We start from the raw sequence: 16,292 nt of genomic DNA, 5'->3' as shown, positions 1-16,292 counted from the left end.
CCACGCTTGTCGCTTTGCGTACTACGCTGCCCCCCGAGGGGGCTGGCCTTGCTTGGGGCGGCCCGGCGCTGCGGCCGGCCTAGCTGTGCACTTTAAGGATCTCCCATGAATGCAATTACCCGCCAGGAACTCGCCGAACTCGACTCGCCGCTCGTAAGCTTCAGCCTCAACGGCCGCGAAGTCCAGGGCCGCGCCACTGAATCCTTGCTCCAGGTCGCCAAGCGCGAAGGCGTGGAGATCCCCCACCTGTGCTTCAAGGAGGGCCTGGAAGCCGTCGGCAACTGCCGCTCCTGCATGGTCGAGATCAACGGTGAGCGCGTACTCGCTCCCTCATGCTGCCGGGCACCGGCCGCCGGCATGAAGGTCGTCACCGATAGCGAGCGCGCCGTGGCATCGCAAAAGATGGTGCTGGAACTGTTGCTGTCGGATATGCCCGAGAAGGAATACACCCGCAACAACGAGGTGGACCAGTGGGCGGCCAAAATCGGGGTCGGCAAGCCTCGCTTCGAGGCGCGCCCGCAGGTGCGTCAGGATGTGTCCCACCCGGCCATCGCCGTGAACCTTGACGCCTGCATCCAGTGCACGCGCTGCCTGCGCGCCTGCCGTGACGAACAGGTCAATGACGTGATCGGGCTGGCCTTCCGCGGCGACCAGGCCAAGATTGTTTTCGACATGGACGACCCCATGGGCGTGTCCACCTGCGTGGCCTGCGGCGAATGTGTCCAGGCCTGCCCGACAGGTGCGTTGATGCCGGCCCGTGAAGCTGCACTCACCGTGCCGGACAAGCAGGTCGAGTCGGTCTGCCCGTATTGCGGTGTCGGCTGCCAGCTGACCTACAACGTCAAGGACGACAAGATCCTGTTTGTTGAAGGGCGCGACGGCCCCGCCAACCATGAGCGCCTGTGCGTCAAGGGCCGCTACGGCTTTGACTATGCACACCACCCCCATCGCCTGACCAAACCCTTGATCCGCCGCGAAGGCATGCCCAAAACCGGCGACTTCACGATGGATCCGGACCGCGTGATGGACGTGTTCCGCGAAGCCAGCTGGGAAGAAGCGCTGGAATTCGCCGGCGGCAAGCTGGCCGCCATCCGCGACCAGCATGGCAAGAAATCGCTGGCCGGCTTTGGCTCTGCCAAGGGCAGCAACGAAGAAGCCTACCTGTTCCAGAAGCTGGTGCGCACCGGCTTTGGCAGCAACAATGTGGACCACTGCACGCGCCTGTGCCATGCATCGTCGGTCGTCGCCTTGCTGGAAGGCATTGGTTCTGGCGCCGTCTCTAACCCCGTCATGGATGTCACCAAGGCCGATGTGGTCGTGATCATCGGCGCCAACCCGACGGTGAACCACCCGGTGGCCGCCACCTGGATCAAGAACGCCGTGAAAAACGGCACCAAGCTGATCGTGATGGATCCGCGTCGCTCCGACCTCACGCGCGTGGCGCACCGTCACCTGCAGTTCAAGCCCGATACTGACGTGCCCATGCTCAACGCGATGATGAACGTCATCGTGACCGAGGGCCTGGTGGACCAGGCCTTTATCGACAGCCGCACCATCGGCTACGAAGAATTGCGCAAGAACGTCGAAGGCTACACGCCCGAATTGATGGCGCCTATCTGCGGCATCGATGCCGACACGCTGCGTTATGTGGCCCGGCTGTTCGCCACTTCCAAAGGCTCGATGATCCTGTGGGGCATGGGTGTGTCGCAGCACGTGCACGGCACCGACAACGCGCGTTGCCTGATCGCCCTTTCGCTGATGACCGGCCAGATCGGCCGTCCCGGTACCGGCCTGCATCCTCTGCGCGGCCAGAACAACGTGCAGGGCGCGTCCGACGCGGGCCTGATCCCCATGATGCTGCCAGACTACCAGCATGTGTCCAAGCCCGAGGTCCGCGCCAGTTTCGAGAAGGCCTGGAAGCTGGCCCCCGGCACCCTGGACGACCAGGTCGGCCTGACGGTGGTCGAAGTGATGCACGCCATCAAAAAGGGCGGCATCAAGGGGATGTACGTGCAGGGCGAGAACCCGGCCATGTCCGATCCCGACGCCAACCACGCGCGTGAAGCCCTGGCGGCGCTGGAGCACCTCGTGGTGCAGGACATCTTCCTGACCGAAACGGCCTACCTGGCGGACGTGATCCTGCCGGCCAGCGCCTTTCCTGAAAAGGACGGCAGCTTTACCAACACCGACCGCCTGGTGCAGATGGGCCGCAAGGCGATCAACCCGCCCGGCGATGCGCGCCAGGACCTCTGGATCATTACGCAGATCGCCAACCGGATGGGCTGCGGCTGGCATTACAACCATGTCAGCGAAGTCTTCGACGAGATGCGCCACACCATGCCGAGCATTGGCGGCATCACCTGGGACCGGCTTGACCGCGAGCATTCGGTCACCTACCCCTGCATGAAGGAAGGCGATCCCGGCCAATCGGTGGTATTCGTGGACGACTTCCCCCGCGAAGGCGGCCGCGCGAAGTTCGTGCCGGCCGACATCATCCCGGCCAATGAGCGCCCGGACACCGAATACCCGATGGTGCTGATCACCGGGCGCCAGCTGGAGCATTGGCACACCGGCAGCATGACCCGGCGCGCCACGGTGCTGGACGCGATCGAGCCCGATCCTGTCGCCCTGGTACACCCGCTCGACCTTGCCGCCATGGGTGGCAAGCCCGGCGACGTGGTGACCATTGAGTCACGCCGCGGCAAGGTGGAGCTGTATGCCCGCGCCGACGAAAGCTCGCCACGCGGCGCGGTTTTTGTACCTTTCTGTTACTACGAGGCAGCCATCAACAAGCTGACCAACGCCGCGCTGGACCCGTTTGCGAAGATCCCGGAGTTCAAATACTGCGCGATCCGCGTGTCGCTGGGCGGCGTGCCACCCGAGCAGGATAGCTACGGCGGTGGGCAAGCGCTGAAGAACTCGATCGCTCTTGCGGGGTTCTGAGTATTTTTTGGCAGCAATGAGAAGCAGGGCATGAGCGGCACGCCTCTGCTGCGTAAAGACAGCGCGTGAGTGCTATCAAATTTATAGCCGCTTACGCCCTTGTTTATTGGGTTTCAGGCCGATTTTGCCAATAATCCATCCAGCGCCCCCGCTGCAAACTTCTGCGCCCGGCGGCAGAGCGCCTGGATTGCAAGCGCCCTGCGTCTACGCTTGCGCAGGCGCCGGCATCACCACCACCCCGTCCTCGTCGGAGTAGAGCCAGTCGCCCGGCCGCACCCAGACGCCCTGTATCTGCACAGCGATGTCACGCAGGCCCGCCTGGCGCCTTTCCGTGGGCAGCGGCATGCTTGCCAGGGCGCGGATGCCGGTCTGGCATTGCGCCAGCTCCGCCACGTCGCGCACGCAACCGTCAATCAGCACCCCTGCCCAGCCGTTTTTGGCGGCGGCGGCGCCCAGATTGCCGCCCAGCAGCGCGCGGCGCAGCGAGGCGCCCCCGTCCACCACCAGCACGCGCGCCTCGCCGGGCGACTCCACCGCCGCCTTGACTGGCGAGTTGTCTTCAAAGCACTGAACGGTGACCACAGGCCCGCTGAACTTCTGATGCCCGCCATAGCTCCTGAAAACCGGCGGAAGCACCCTGAAGCGGCCCGAGGTGTCGCCTTTGTGGAGGTCGCAGAGATCGCAGGTGGCGAAGGAGGCGAGATTGTCTTGGCTCATTTTCCGGTGACTTTCTTGATGACGGGTTTGATGTCTTCGCGCCGGGCGGGCAAGACCACCGCATTCTCGCGGGGGGCGTTCAGCACGATGGAGGTCGAGGTCTCGGTGAGGATGCAGAACTTGGTCACCACCGCGTCCAGGTGCGCCACGTCGATCACCGCGATTTCCAGCACCCAGCTGTCCTCGCCGGTGACGTTGTAGGCATTGATCACTTCGGGCGTCTGCTCGATCAGCTTGACCACCCGGGCGTACTCGACCCGCCCTACCCGCGCGATAGCGCGTATGCCGTAACCCAGCCGCGCCAGGTCAACCTCGGCCCGGTAACCTTTGATCACGCCGCCCAGTTCGAGCTTGCGCACACGCTCCGTGACTGCCGGCTGGCTCAGGTGAACACGGCGGCCCAGCTCGGCCATGGTGATCCGCGCATCGCGCTGCAGTTCGCCGAGGATGCGGCTGTCGTAATGGTCCCATTCGGTGGTTTCGGTCATATCGCTTTTTAAGCTTTAAATTTAAAGGCCAGCTGCAGTTTTGCCGTTAGTTTTGCATAGTCTGAGGGCGTTTGGCAACCTACCATGCGGGCATGACCTCCGCACTCATTTCATCCTCCGCCACCGGCAAAGCGCCGGCGCTTTTGATCCCTGCCCTGCTCGCCTGTTACCTGGTGTGGGGCTCCACTTACCTGGCAATCCGCTTTGCCCTGATCAGCTTTCCGCCTTTCTTCCAGATGGGCACGCGTTTCCTGGCGGCCGGCCTTCTGATGATGGCTTGGGTGCTGATACGCGGGCACAAGCTGCCCAGCAGGCGCGAGTGGGCCAACGCCGCCGTCATCGGCACCCTGATGCTGGGCGGCGGGATGGGGCTGACAGCATCGGCTGAAGTTCACATCGGCTCCGGACTGATCGCCACCTTCATCGCGGTGGTTCCCATGATGGTGTCGGCCTGGGGCCTCCTGCTGGGCCAGCGGCCCAGCAGGCTGGAGTTCCTGGGCATGGTGGTGGGGCTGGCAGGTGTGCTGATGCTGGTGCAAGGCTCCAGCTTTAGCGCTGCTCCCGTCGGCATGGCGTGCATTGCGGGGGCGACCTTGCTGTGGTCACTTGGCTCGGTGCTGTCCACCACCCGGCTGCCGCTGGCGAACGGCCCCGCGGGTTTTGCCAGCGAAATGTTGTGTGGCGGCGCGGTGTTGATGGCGATTTCTCTTGCATTGGGTGAGCACCGCGAAGCCGCTGCCAACTGGCCCGCGCAGCCTGAAGCYGTGCTCGCGTGGCTCTATCTCGTGGTGTTTGGCTCGCTCATCGCCTTCAGCGCCTACCTCTATTTGCTGGCCAATGCCCCACCTGCAGTAGCCACGAGCTATGCTTTTGTGAACCCCTTGATCGCGATTTTTCTGGGTGCATTCTTCGCCGGAGAGCACGTCACTGGGGGCGAATGGGCCGCTTGCGGCGTGATTCTCATGGGCGTTTTCCTGATTTTCAGAGGTAAATCTGCAACATCCAGGCGCAAATAAAGTGCGTTTCCACTAGGAAACTGCGTTTTTCTCCAGTAGCATCCGCATTGCCACAAGGAAGAGTAGTTATCCGTGTGGTGATTTATCAACTTCTAGAAGGAAAATCAATCATGGCAACTGCAAAAAAAGCACCGGCTAAAAAAGCGCCTGCAAAAAAGGCTGCTCCGGCAAAGAAAGTAGCTGCGAAGAAAGCAGCTCCTGCGAAGAAGGCTCCTGCGAAAAAGGCAGCGCCTGCAAAGAAGGTAGCCGCGAAGAAAGCAGCTCCCGCCAAGAAAGTTGCGGCCAAAAAGCCAGCAGCGAAAAAAGCGCCTGCCAAAAAGCGCACTCCCAATGCAGCGTTCATGAAGGCACTGACCTTGAGCCCCGCACTGGCAGCCGTGGTGGGCGACAAGCCTCTGCCACGTACCGAGATCGTCAGCAAGCTGTGGGTTTACATCAAATCCAAGGGCCTGCAGGACAAGGTCAACAAGCGCATGATCAACGCCGACGAAAAACTGCGTGCCGTCTTCGGCAAGGCGCAGGTGTCGATGTTCGAGATGGCTGGCCTGATCGGCAAGCACGTCAAGTAATCGGCTCTTGCCGATATCAAAAGGCCGGTATCTACCGGCCTTTTTTTATGCGCGCGTGCAGCGGGGCCTATGCCAAAGCGCCCAGCCGCTGGCACGCTTCCTGCGTTACTCCGGCGCTCTTCCGCCCGCTTCCATTAACGCCCAAAACTACCTGAAACGTCTGCTAATGCCATAGGGTTACTCGGTAGCCTGCCACCAGCGGCACAGTCGAAAACAGACGCTATTGTTGCTAAGATAAAAAATTCCCCGCGGCACCGCCCGCACCAGACTTAACAAAACAAGACTCCATGTCGATGCCACTGCAGCTACTGCATTCAAAAACCGAGGCGGCGGAAAATTTCGCGCGCCCTGCCTGTCACCAGCGCGACGGTTTTCCCACACCCTGCGCCAAGTCCTGCCTTAGCATCCCGCGATAATGCTGCGCTTTATTTTTACCCGACTGAGCCTGATCATTCCCACCTTTTTGGGGATGACTCTGCTGGCCTTCTTCCTGATCCGCATGGTGCCCGGCGACCCGATCGAAACCATGGCGGGCGAGCGCGGCATCGATCCGGTGCGCCACGCGCAATTGCTCAAGGAATATGGCCTGGACCGACCCGTAATGGTGCAGTACGGCATCTACATCGGCCGGGTCCTGAAAGGCGACCTGGGCAAGTCCCTGATCACGCAGGAGCCTGTACTGCGCGAATTCCTCACGCTGTTTCCGGCCACCATCGAACTCGCCGTGTGCGCCATCTTGTTTGCACTGCTGATCGGCATCCCCGCGGGCATTCTGGCGGCGGTCAAGCGAAACTCCATACTCGACCATGGCGTCATGGGGGTGTCCCTCACGGGGTATTCCATGCCTATTTTCTGGTGGGGGCTGCTGCTGATCCTGCTGTTCTCGGTGCAGCTCGGCTGGACACCCGTGTCGGGCCGGCTCTCCGTGCAGTACTTCATCGAGCCCACCACCGGCTTTCTGCTGATCGACTCGCTGCTGTCGGACGACAAGGGCGCGTTCTGGTCGGCCGCCTCGCACCTGATATTGCCCATGATCGTGCTGGGCACCAACCCGCTGGCGGTGATCGCGCGCATGACGCGCTCGGCCATGCTGGAAGTGCTGGGCGAGGACTACATCCGCACCGCGCGCGCCAAAGGCCTCTCCAACCTGCGCGTGGTGGCCCTGCATGCGCTGCGCAACGCGCTGATCCCGGTGGTCACCGTGATCGGCCTGCAGGTGGGCGTGCTGTTCACCGGCGCCATCCTCACCGAAACCATTTTTTCCTGGCCGGGCGTCGGCAAGTGGCTGATCGAAGCCATCAGTCGCCGCGACTACCCCGTGCTGCAGGGCGGCATCCTGCTGCTGGGCGCCATCGTCATGGCCGTCAACCTGCTGGTGGACATCACCTACGGCATCATTAACCCACGCATCAGGCATCAGCGATGAGCACGGCCACCTTGAAACCCGCTACTGCGCCCGCGCCACCGCATCCGCTGCGCGAATTCTGGAACTACTTCAGTGCAAACAACGGCGCCGTGATCGGCCTGGTCATTGTCATTGGCGTGTTGCTGATCGCGCTGTTCGCGCCGCTGCTGGCGCCGCATGCGCCCAATATCACCAACAACGCGGTGTTCCTCAAACCCCCAGCCTGGCAAACCGGCGGGTCATGGACTTACCCCCTGGGCACAGACGCGATCGGCCGGGATATCCTGACCAGGTTGATGTACGGCGCCCGCCTGTCGCTGGTCATCGGCCTGGCTGTGGTGGCGCTGTCGGTGGTCGTCGGCACGGTGCTGGGCCTGCTGGCAGGCTTTTTCCGCGGCATCTTCGAGATCGCGGTGATGCGCCTGATGGACATCATCCTCACGCTGCCCAGCCTGCTGCTGGCCATCGTGATCGTGGCCATCCTCGGTCCCGGCCTGATGAACGCGATGCTGGCTGTCGCCATCGTCGTGCTGCCGCATTACGTCCGTATCACACGCGCCGCGGTGATTGCCGAAACCTCGCGCGACTACGTAACCGCCGCACGCATGAGCGGTGCCAGCCGCATCCGCCTCATGTTCAGCGAAATCCTGCCCAACTGCACGGCGCCGCTGATCGTCCAGGCCTCGCTCGGCGTGTCCACCGCCATCCTGGACGCAGCCGCCCTGGGCTTCCTGGGCCTGGGCGCCCAGCCGCCCTCACCCGAATGGGGCACCATGCTGGCCGACGCCCGCGAATTCGTCCTGCGCGCCTGGTGGGTAGTCACCTTCCCCGGCCTCGCAATTTTGATCACTGTGCTGGCCTTCAATTTGCTCGGCGACGGACTGCGTGATGCATTCGATCCCAAGCTAAAAAGATGAACAAGATTCACCCACCCCTCATGAACCTCTTCGCAAGTAACAGCGCGGAACCGGCTTTGCCGGGCCGCAGCTGTTGCCCCCTGCGGGGGGATCCGGCTACACGAAGTGAGCCGAGAAGGGGGAGTTACTAATATGGCCCTTCTTGAAATCGAAAATCTTTCTGTTGAATTTCCCTCACAAAACGGCGTGATGCACGCCGTCGACGGCATCAGCCTGTCGCTGGAAGAAGGCGAAGTCCTCGGCATCGTGGGCGAATCCGGCTCCGGCAAGAGCGTCACCATGATGGCCTTGATGGGCCTGGTGGCCTACCCCGGCCGCGTGAAAGCCGACAAACTGCGGTTTGCCGGCCACGACCTCCTCAAGCTGTCGCAAGGCGAGCGCAACAAGCTCATCGGCAAAGACGTGGCCATGATCTTCCAGGAACCCACGACCAGCCTGAACCCCTGCTTCACCGTCGGCTTCCAGATCACCGAAACCCTGCGTCTGCACCTGGGCATGGATAAAAAGGCGGCCACACGCAAGGCCATCGAACTGCTTGAGCAGGTCGGCATCAATTCACCCGAAAGCCGCCTGAAGGCCTATCCGCACCAACTGTCGGGCGGCATGAACCAGCGCGTGATGATTGCCATGGCGATTGCCTGCAACCCGCGCCTGCTGATTGCCGACGAGCCCACCACGGCGCTCGACGTCACCATCCAGGCCCAAATCCTGGACCTGCTGCGCAGCCTGCAAAAAGAGCGTGGCATGGCCCTGGTGCTGATCACGCACAACATGGGCGTGGTGTCCGAAATGGCACAGCGCATCGCGGTGATGTACGCCGGCCAGATCATGGAAGAGCAAAGCGCACACGCCCTCTTCAACACCCCGCAACATCCCTACACCGAAGCACTTCTGTCGGCCCTGCCCGAGCGCAGCGACGGTAGCGCGCGCCTGGCGACCATCCCCGGCATGGTGCCCGGCCTCTATGACCGCCCTGCCGGATGCCTGTTTGCCCCGCGCTGCGCCTATGCCACCGAACATTCCCGCAACGAGCGCCCGCTGCTGCGCGCCTGGAAGGACGGCATGGTTCGCTGCCACTACCCACTGGGTGATCCCAGCCGCGAGGCCAACATCGAACGCGACACCCCCGTGATGGAGGCCGCGCAATGAGCACCGCCACCGTCACTACCCCAGGCACCCTGCCTACCGGCCCCGTCGTCGAGGCCAAAAACCTCAAACAGGTTTACGAAATCCGCCGCGGTTTCATGCGCAAGTCCGACCACCTGCAAGCCGTCGGCGGCGTGTCCTTCTCGGTCCATGCCGGCAAGACGCTGGCTGTCGTGGGCGAATCCGGCTGCGGCAAATCGACGCTGGCCCGCATGGTGTCGCTGATCGAAACGCCCACGGGCGGCGAACTGCGCATCACCGGCATCGACGCCGTCGGCTCCCCCGAAAAGCGCGTGGGCCTGCGCAAGGCCGTGCAGCTGGTGTTCCAGAACCCCTACGGCTCACTCAACCCGCGCAAGAAAATCGGCGCCATCCTTGAAGCGCCGCTTGAAATCAACACCACCCTGAACGCTGCGGAGCGCGCCGAAAAGGCACGCGCCATGCTGGCCATGGTGGGCCTGCGCCCAGAGCACTATGACCGCTATCCCCACATGTTTTCAGGCGGCCAGCGCCAGCGCATCGCCATCGCGCGCGCGCTGATGCTCAACCCCACCGTGGTAGTGGCCGATGAGCCGGTGTCGGCTCTTGACGTCTCCATCCAGGCCCAGGTGCTCAACCTGCTGGCCGACCTGCAGCAGTCCATGGGCTTGGCTTACCTGTTCATCTCGCACGATCTGGGTGTGGTGCGCCACATCGCCCACGACGTGCTGGTGATGTACTTGGGCCATGCCGTTGAACAAGGCGAGAAAAATGCCCTGTTCAACCGACCCCTGCACCCCTACACCCAGGCCCTGCTGGCCTCCACACCCGGCTTGGCCGGCACCGGCGTCAAACAGCGCATCGTGCTCAAGGGCGAGCTGCCCTCGCCGCTGAACCCGCCCACCGGTTGCGTGTTTTCCACCCGCTGCCCCCACGTCACCGACCGTTGCCGCGCCGAAAGGCCGCAGCTGCGTGAAGTTGCAGAGCGGCAGGTTGCGTGCCACTATGCTGAAAACTTTCTCACTGCGTGACCTGAAACCATGCGCTCAAGCACCGGTTTCAGGCCACGTTTTTCAATGACCAGGGCGCACAACGTCACAAATGTTGTGCAATCTGGCCGCAAGCCCCGCTGCAAGAAGCAGCATTAACCTCCAAAGGGATCGTCAAATGATTCAGACCAAACCAAGTGCAAGCCGGCTGCGTCCGGTCCAGCGCGCATTGCTGTGCGCTGTTGCCCTGCCAGCGCTGCTGGCACTTTCACCCGTCTCCGCGAAGACGCTGGTGTTCTGCTCTGAAGGCAGCCCCGAAAACTTCTACCCCGGCGTCAACACCACGGGTACGTCGTTTGATGCCAACGAACCCGTCTACAACCGCCTCGTGGAATTCGAATACGGCGGCACCAAGGTCGTTCCCGGCCTGGCCGAAAAATGGGACATTTCCGCCGACGGCAAGGAATACACCTTCCACCTGCGCAAGGGCGTGAAGTGGCATGCCAGCAATAAGGCCTTCAAACCAACGCGCGACTTCAACGCCGACGACGTGCTGTTCATGTTCGAACGCCAGTGGAAAGAAGACAACGCTTTCTTCAAGGTCACCAGCCCCAACCACTCCTACTTCAGCGACATGGGCATGCCCAAGCTGCTGAAATCGGTGGAAAAAGTCAACGACTACACCGTCAAGATCACGCTGGACAAGCCTGAAGCACCGTTCCTCGCCAACCTGGCCATGCCTTACGCGGCCTTGCAGTCCAAGGAATACGCCGACGCCATGCTGAAAGCCGGCACGCCGGAAAAAATCGACCAGGACCCGGTCGGCACCGGTCCCTTCTACCTGGTGCAGTACCAGAAAGACGCGGTCATCCGTTACAAGGCCTTCCCGCAATACTGGGGCGGCAAAGCCAAGATCGACGACCTCGTGTACTCGATCACGCCTGACGCTTCGGTCCGCTGGGCCAAGCTGCAGAAGAACGAATGCCACGTCATGCCCTACCCCAATCCCGCCGACCTCGACGCGATCCGCAAGGACGCGAACGTGACGATCGTCGAGCAGGCCGGCCTGAACGTGGGCTACCTCGCCTACAACACGACCAAGAAGCCGTTTGACGACGTGCGCGTGCGCAAGGCCATCAACATGGCCATCAACAAGAAAGCCATTGTTGACGGTGTGTACCTGAGCACCGGTGTTGCCGCCAAGAACCCGATCCCGCCAACCATGGCCGCATACAACAACGCCATCAAGGACGACGAGTACAACCCCGAAGCCGCCAAGAAATTGCTGGCCCAGGCCGGCTTCCCCAACGGTTTCACCACCGACCTGTGGGCCATGCCCGTGCAGCGCCCGTACAACCCGAACGCCAAGCGCATTGCCGAGTTGATGCAGGCTGACCTGGTCAAGGTCGGTGTGACCGCCGAGATCAAGAGCTTCGAATGGGGCGAGTACCGCAAGCGTTTGCAGGCTGGCGAACACCAGATGGGCATGCTGGGCTGGACCGGCGACAACGGCGATCCTGACAACTTCATGTACACCCTGCTCGGCTGCGCTTCAGCCCAGTCCGCCAGCGGTTCCAACATCGCCAAGTTCTGCTACCAGCCTTATGAAGACCTGGTCCTGAAAGCCAAGACGGTGRCCAATCCTGCCGAGCGCATCAAGCTCTACCAGCAGGCCCAGGTCATCTTCAAGGAACAGGCTCCCTGGTTCACCATCGCCCACGCGGTGCAGCTCAAGCCCATCCGCAAAAGCGTGATCGGCTACAAGAACAGCCCGTTCGGCCGCCACAACTTCTACGCTGTCGACATCAAGGAATAATCCTTCATGGCTTGAAGCGGCTTTGTCATAAAGCCGCCTCCATTCAAAACCCTCCTTCTTCAAGGAGGGTTTTTTCATTGTGGCGCCTTGTTTTTCGCGAGCCGCTGTACGTCTTTACAGGTCTGCACTAACCCTGCTTGTGAAGCCTCCTCCGACTGGAGGGTGCATTTTCCCGTGGAATGGAGGAATATCCATTTCCCCGAATTCTGCAGGCCGAAGGCCGGCGAAGGAACAAGAAATGGGACAGACACTCGGAGCGGTCAAGACGAGGCAACAGGGCATCCTGACGGATGCGGCCCGGCGTTGGGAAGAGCGCATGAAGCAGCGCGAAACCGGCCTTGAAAAAATCCGGAACCAAGGCCCGGGCGCCGCCGACACACCCAAGCGCCAAGCGGAATGGACAGCCCGTCAATTGACCAGGGCCGCGGGCGGCTTTCCCCTTTTCCCCGAGCGTGTCATTGGTACGTGGAATCCCGTGGAATACGCGCCCAGCGTCCAGGCCTCGGACGCCGCGAAACCCGTGGCCCGCATCGTCCAGCAGCGCAGCGCCGGCCATACGCCCATCGGCGTGGCCACGGGCCTGCTGATCGGGTTCGACCTGCTACTGACGAATCATCACGTGTTTCCTTCGAAGATCGACGTCGACGGCCACGCGGCGAATTTTTTCTACGTGCGCGATGAGTACGGCATCAACAACGGCAAGTACTACGACTTCGATCCAGAACGTTTCTTTGTTACCGACCCGGACCTCGACTTCACGATCGTGGCGGTGCAGCCCCGCAGCCGCGAGAGCGACCAGATTGCCTCATGCGGCTGGACGCGGCTGATCGAGGCAACGGGCAAGGTGTTGACGGGCGCTCCGGTCAATATCATCCAGCACCCCGCCGGCGGGCCGCGGGCCTTCGCCATCAGCGACAACAAGTTAATGGACATCCTGCCCACCGGCTTTCTTCACTATGAGACGGACACGCGGCCGGGCTCCTCCGGCTCCCCGGTCTACAACACCGACTGGGAACTGGTGGCGCTGCACCACTGCGGCGTGCCGGCGATGCGGGACGGCCGGATCCTGGACAAACGGGGCGCCCCCTGGGACCCGGAGTCGCAAAGCGACGACGACATCCAGTGGATCGCCAATGAGGGCGCGCGCGTCAGTTTCATCGTTGAAAGGCTTAAATCCATGTCGATTCCAGAATCCATGCGCATGATCGCCCGGCAATTGCTGGCGACCACGGCAGACCCGCTCACCGGCACAGAGAGCGTGCCGGCCGGCCCCCCCTCGTCATCCCTCTTACCTCTCGCCTCACGGCCCGGCGGCGGCAACACCTTCAATTTCTCGGGGCCTGTAACCCTGCACGTCTATGGCGGGCAGGCGCTTCAGCCCGGCGTGCCTGCCGCCGCTGCGCCCGTGTCGGTGCCTGCACCCGCGGCGGCCGCGCAAGTTCGTTTGCCTGATGGTTCCGGTGCGCCTTCGGCGGATGGCCTCTTCACCGCCTTTCAGGAAAAGTCCCTGGTTTTCGACGAGGACTACGCGGGCCGCAAGGGATACAACCCGAAATTCCTCGGCCAGGAGGTTCCAGCCCCTGTGGCCCAATCGCGATGGGATGGTGCCCTCTATTCGGTTGCCGATTATGAGGAATTCAATGCCAGTGTGGACGACGTGCCCGCAGTGAAGACAAGCCACCTGGCGCCGGCCGATCCGCTACCGCTTGACTACCACCACTTTTCCCTCGTGATGCACAAGCCGACACGCATGTGCCTGTGGACCGCCTCGAACTACGACTACCGCCCCAAATCACGCACCGACCCGCGGAAGCGGGCGGATTTCGGAGGGGAAAACTGGCGAGAAGACCCGCGGCTGCCGCTGGAATACCAGTTGCTCAACAAGGACGTCTACGGCCCGGCCAAACGGATTGACCGCGGGCACATTGTCCGCCGCGAAGACAACTGCTGGGGCGCCGACGCGGACGAAACCGAATTCGCGAACGCCGACAGCTACCACTGGCCCAACTGCACGCCGCAGCATGAGGCATTCAACCAGGAGAACCCCAATGACCGCAGCGGCCAGCGCGTCTATGAAGGCGGAGTGGTCGGTATCTGGGGCCAGTTTGAGCGCCTGCTCACCGACCAGGTTCAGGAGTCGGGCGGGCGCGCCGTGCTGTTCGCGGGGCCGGTGCTCACCGAATTCTTCGAGTCCAAAAACTGGGGAACCGGCAAGGTCAAAATCCCCAAAAAATTCTGGAAGGTTGTGGTCGTGCCCGAATCGCAAAAACGCGGCGCGAAGCTGTTGGCCTATGGTTTCGTCTTCAGTCAGGAAAAACCGATCAGGCAGTTCGGCGACACCTATGAGTCGATAGACATGCCGGCCTTCGAACGCAACCAGGCCGCCATCGCGGAGATCGAGGAACTGGCCGGCTTGAAGTTCGACCCCAAAATCGTCGCCGCGGACCAGTACGCAGGCCAGTAGCTATCCGGTAGCGGCCCGCATTGCTGCAATGGTTACGGCGCCTTGGCCAGAGCGTTTTGCGTAATCGCCGACAAGGTGCCACGCGTGGTGATGACTTCCGGATCCAGCGCGACCTCAATCACCGTGCCCTCCTTGCGAGCCAGCGCCGCAAGCAATTCCGCCTCAAAATCCGCGGTGCGCGTGATGCGCACGCCGGCGTAACCGTAGGCGCGCGCCAGCGCCGCAAAATCCGGGTTGTTCAGGCTTGAACCACTTTGGTGTGTTGGATACTCCCGCTCCTGGTGCATGCGGATCGTCCCGTACATGCCGTTGTTGAGCAGCACGATGATGCTTTTGGCGCCGTGCTGCACGGCAGTGGCCAGCTCCTGGCCGTTCATCAAAAAGTCGCCATCACCCGCGATGGTGAAAGCCACCCGTCCTGTCGTGATGGCCGCAGCAATACCGGCCGGCACGCCATAACCCATCGCGCCCACGGTGGGGGCCAGCTGCGTCTTGTGGCCTTTGACGAGACCGTGATGCTGAAAGAAACGATGCACCCAGCTGGCAAAGTTGCCGGCGCCGTTGGTCAGCACTGCATCCGCCGGCAGGTGCTTTTGCAGCATGCCGACGATGGCGGGCATGTCGATATCACCCGGCAGGTTCGCGGAAGGTGTCGGCTTGAGGTTTTCCAGATAGTCCTCGTTCGCGGATGTGGTCCAGGCTTCCCAGGCCACAGACACCGGCGCCGTGAGTACCTCCAGCGATCGCGCAGCCGCGTTCATGGTGGCGTTGATGGCCAGATCGGCCTGGTAGACGCGGTTGAGCTCCTCGGCGCTCGAATGGATATGCACCAGCTTTTGCTTGGGCCGGGGCGCCTCCAGCAGCGTGTAAGTACCGGTCGTCATCTCACCCAGGCGCGGGCCTATGGCGATGATCAGGTCGCTTGCCTTCACGCGTGCGGCCAGCTTCGGGTTCAGGCCGATACCCACGTCGCCCGCGTAGAGCGGATGGTGGTTGTCAAAGGTGTCCTGGAAGCGAAAGGCATTGCCCACCGGCAGCTTCCAGTTTTCGGCAAAGCGCTGCAACGCCTGCGCCGACTGCGGCGTCCAGCCGCCGCCGCCGGCGATGACGAGCGGGCGCTCGGACTTGAGCAGCATCTCGCGCAGCGTACGCAGCGAGCCCGGGTCGCTCCAGGCCTGCACCGCCTCCACGCGCGGCAACGGTTGGGCGGCGGTCATCTGCGTCAGCATGTCTTCCGGCAGCACCAGCACCACGGGGCCGGGCCGGCCATTCATGGCGGTGGCGAAGGCGCGCGCCACGTATTCAGGAATGCGGTCGGCCTGGTCGATCCGCTCCACGCGCTTGGCAAAGCCTTTGGTACTCGGGCCAAAAAAGTTGAAGTAATCGACTTCCTGAAAAGCCTCGCGGTCGCGGCAGTCGCTGGCCACGTCCCCAACCAGCAGCACCATGGGGGTTGAATCCTGGAAGGCCGTGTGCACGCCGATGGACGCATTGGTGGCGCCCGGCCCGCGCGTAACCATGCACACGCCCGGCCGCCCTGTCAGCTTGCCGTGCGCCTCGGCCATGAAGGCCGCGCCGCCCTCTTGCCGGCAGGTGACGAACTGGATCTTGTCCTGGCGCGCATGCAGGCCGTCCAGCACAGCCAGGTAGCTTTCGCCGGGAACGCCAAACGCATGGGTAACGCCCTGGGCCAGAAGGCAATCGACGAGAAGGTGGCCAGCAAGTTGAGGGGTGGTCATGAGCCTATTGTGCCGCTGGAATGTGCACAGGCGCAGCGACCTAGCGGCGACTCTTCAACCAAGCGGGTGCCGCGGAACCGGCTTTGCCGGGCCGCAGGCGCCGT

The 16,292-nt window shown here is 62.6% G+C and carries 12 protein-coding genes; 9 read left to right on the top strand and 3 right to left on the bottom strand.

What is annotated here, in order from left to right:
• Positions 1-105 precede the first annotated feature (105 nt).
• Positions 106-2,943 (top strand): formate dehydrogenase subunit alpha, encoded by a 2,838-nt coding sequence (gene fdhF, locus AC1DY9_RS03555; protein ID WP_457280475.1) that lies wholly within the window; start codon positions 106-108, stop codon positions 2,941-2,943.
• 204 nt (positions 2,944-3,147) lie between these two features.
• Here fdhF and rraA read toward each other — a convergent pair whose 3' ends face one another.
• Complete coding sequence (rraA, locus tag AC1DY9_RS03550; protein WP_457280474.1) at positions 3,148-3,660, bottom strand: ribonuclease E activity regulator RraA; 513 nt, start codon at positions 3,658-3,660, stop codon at positions 3,148-3,150.
• Positions 3,657-4,148: an Lrp/AsnC family transcriptional regulator gene (locus tag AC1DY9_RS03545; protein ID WP_007873193.1), complete on the bottom strand. Its 492-nt coding sequence runs from the start codon at positions 4,146-4,148 to the stop codon at positions 3,657-3,659. The genes rraA and AC1DY9_RS03545 overlap by 4 nt, the downstream gene beginning before the upstream one ends.
• 92 nt (positions 4,149-4,240) lie before the next feature.
• Here AC1DY9_RS03545 and yedA point away from each other — a divergent pair, with 92 nt between their 5' ends.
• The 8 genes from yedA to AC1DY9_RS03505 all read left to right on the top strand — a co-directional run bounded on the left by yedA (position 4,241) and on the right by AC1DY9_RS03505 (position 14,449).
• On the top strand, positions 4,241-5,164 hold the full coding sequence (yedA, locus tag AC1DY9_RS03540; RefSeq protein ID WP_477665802.1) for a drug/metabolite exporter YedA: 924 nt from the start codon (positions 4,241-4,243) through the stop codon (positions 5,162-5,164).
• 110 nt (positions 5,165-5,274) lie between these two features.
• Positions 5,275-5,733, top strand: a complete 459-nt coding sequence (locus tag AC1DY9_RS03535) for an SWIB/MDM2 domain-containing protein (RefSeq protein ID WP_122956824.1) — start codon at positions 5,275-5,277, stop codon at positions 5,731-5,733.
• Positions 5,734-6,148: 415 nt separating this feature from the next.
• On the top strand, positions 6,149-7,159 hold the full coding sequence (locus AC1DY9_RS03530; RefSeq protein WP_457280472.1) for an ABC transporter permease subunit: 1,011 nt from the start codon (positions 6,149-6,151) through the stop codon (positions 7,157-7,159).
• A complete protein-coding gene (locus AC1DY9_RS03525; protein ID WP_457280471.1) occupies positions 7,156-8,055 on the top strand; it encodes an ABC transporter permease subunit in 900 nt (299 codons plus the stop codon). The genes AC1DY9_RS03530 and AC1DY9_RS03525 overlap by 4 nt, the downstream gene beginning before the upstream one ends.
• Before the next feature lie 132 nt (positions 8,056-8,187).
• Positions 8,188-9,204 (top strand): ABC transporter ATP-binding protein, encoded by a 1,017-nt coding sequence (locus AC1DY9_RS03520; RefSeq protein ID WP_457280470.1) that lies wholly within the window; start codon positions 8,188-8,190, stop codon positions 9,202-9,204.
• Positions 9,201-10,211, top strand: coding sequence for a peptide ABC transporter ATP-binding protein (locus tag AC1DY9_RS03515; protein ID WP_477665801.1), 1,011 nt, complete (start codon positions 9,201-9,203; stop codon positions 10,209-10,211). The genes AC1DY9_RS03520 and AC1DY9_RS03515 overlap by 4 nt, the downstream gene beginning before the upstream one ends.
• A 136-nt stretch (positions 10,212-10,347) precedes the next feature.
• Entirely contained in the window at positions 10,348-11,985 is a 1,638-nt protein-coding gene (locus AC1DY9_RS03510) for an ABC transporter substrate-binding protein (protein WP_477665800.1), read from the top strand.
• A 238-nt stretch (positions 11,986-12,223) separates the two neighbouring features.
• A complete protein-coding gene (locus tag AC1DY9_RS03505) occupies positions 12,224-14,449 on the top strand; it encodes a DNA/RNA non-specific endonuclease (RefSeq protein WP_477665799.1) in 2,226 nt (741 codons plus the stop codon).
• 32 nt (positions 14,450-14,481) lie between these two features.
• On the opposite strand, the gene AC1DY9_RS03500 is transcribed toward AC1DY9_RS03505, so the two are convergent.
• On the bottom strand, positions 14,482-16,188 hold the full coding sequence (locus AC1DY9_RS03500) for a thiamine pyrophosphate-binding protein (RefSeq protein WP_477665798.1): 1,707 nt from the start codon (positions 16,186-16,188) through the stop codon (positions 14,482-14,484).
• Between the last annotated feature and the right edge of the window lie 104 nt (positions 16,189-16,292).

Source organism: Polaromonas sp. P1_F6 (assembly GCF_056405695.1).
This window is presented reverse-complemented; position numbering and strand designations above follow the sequence as displayed.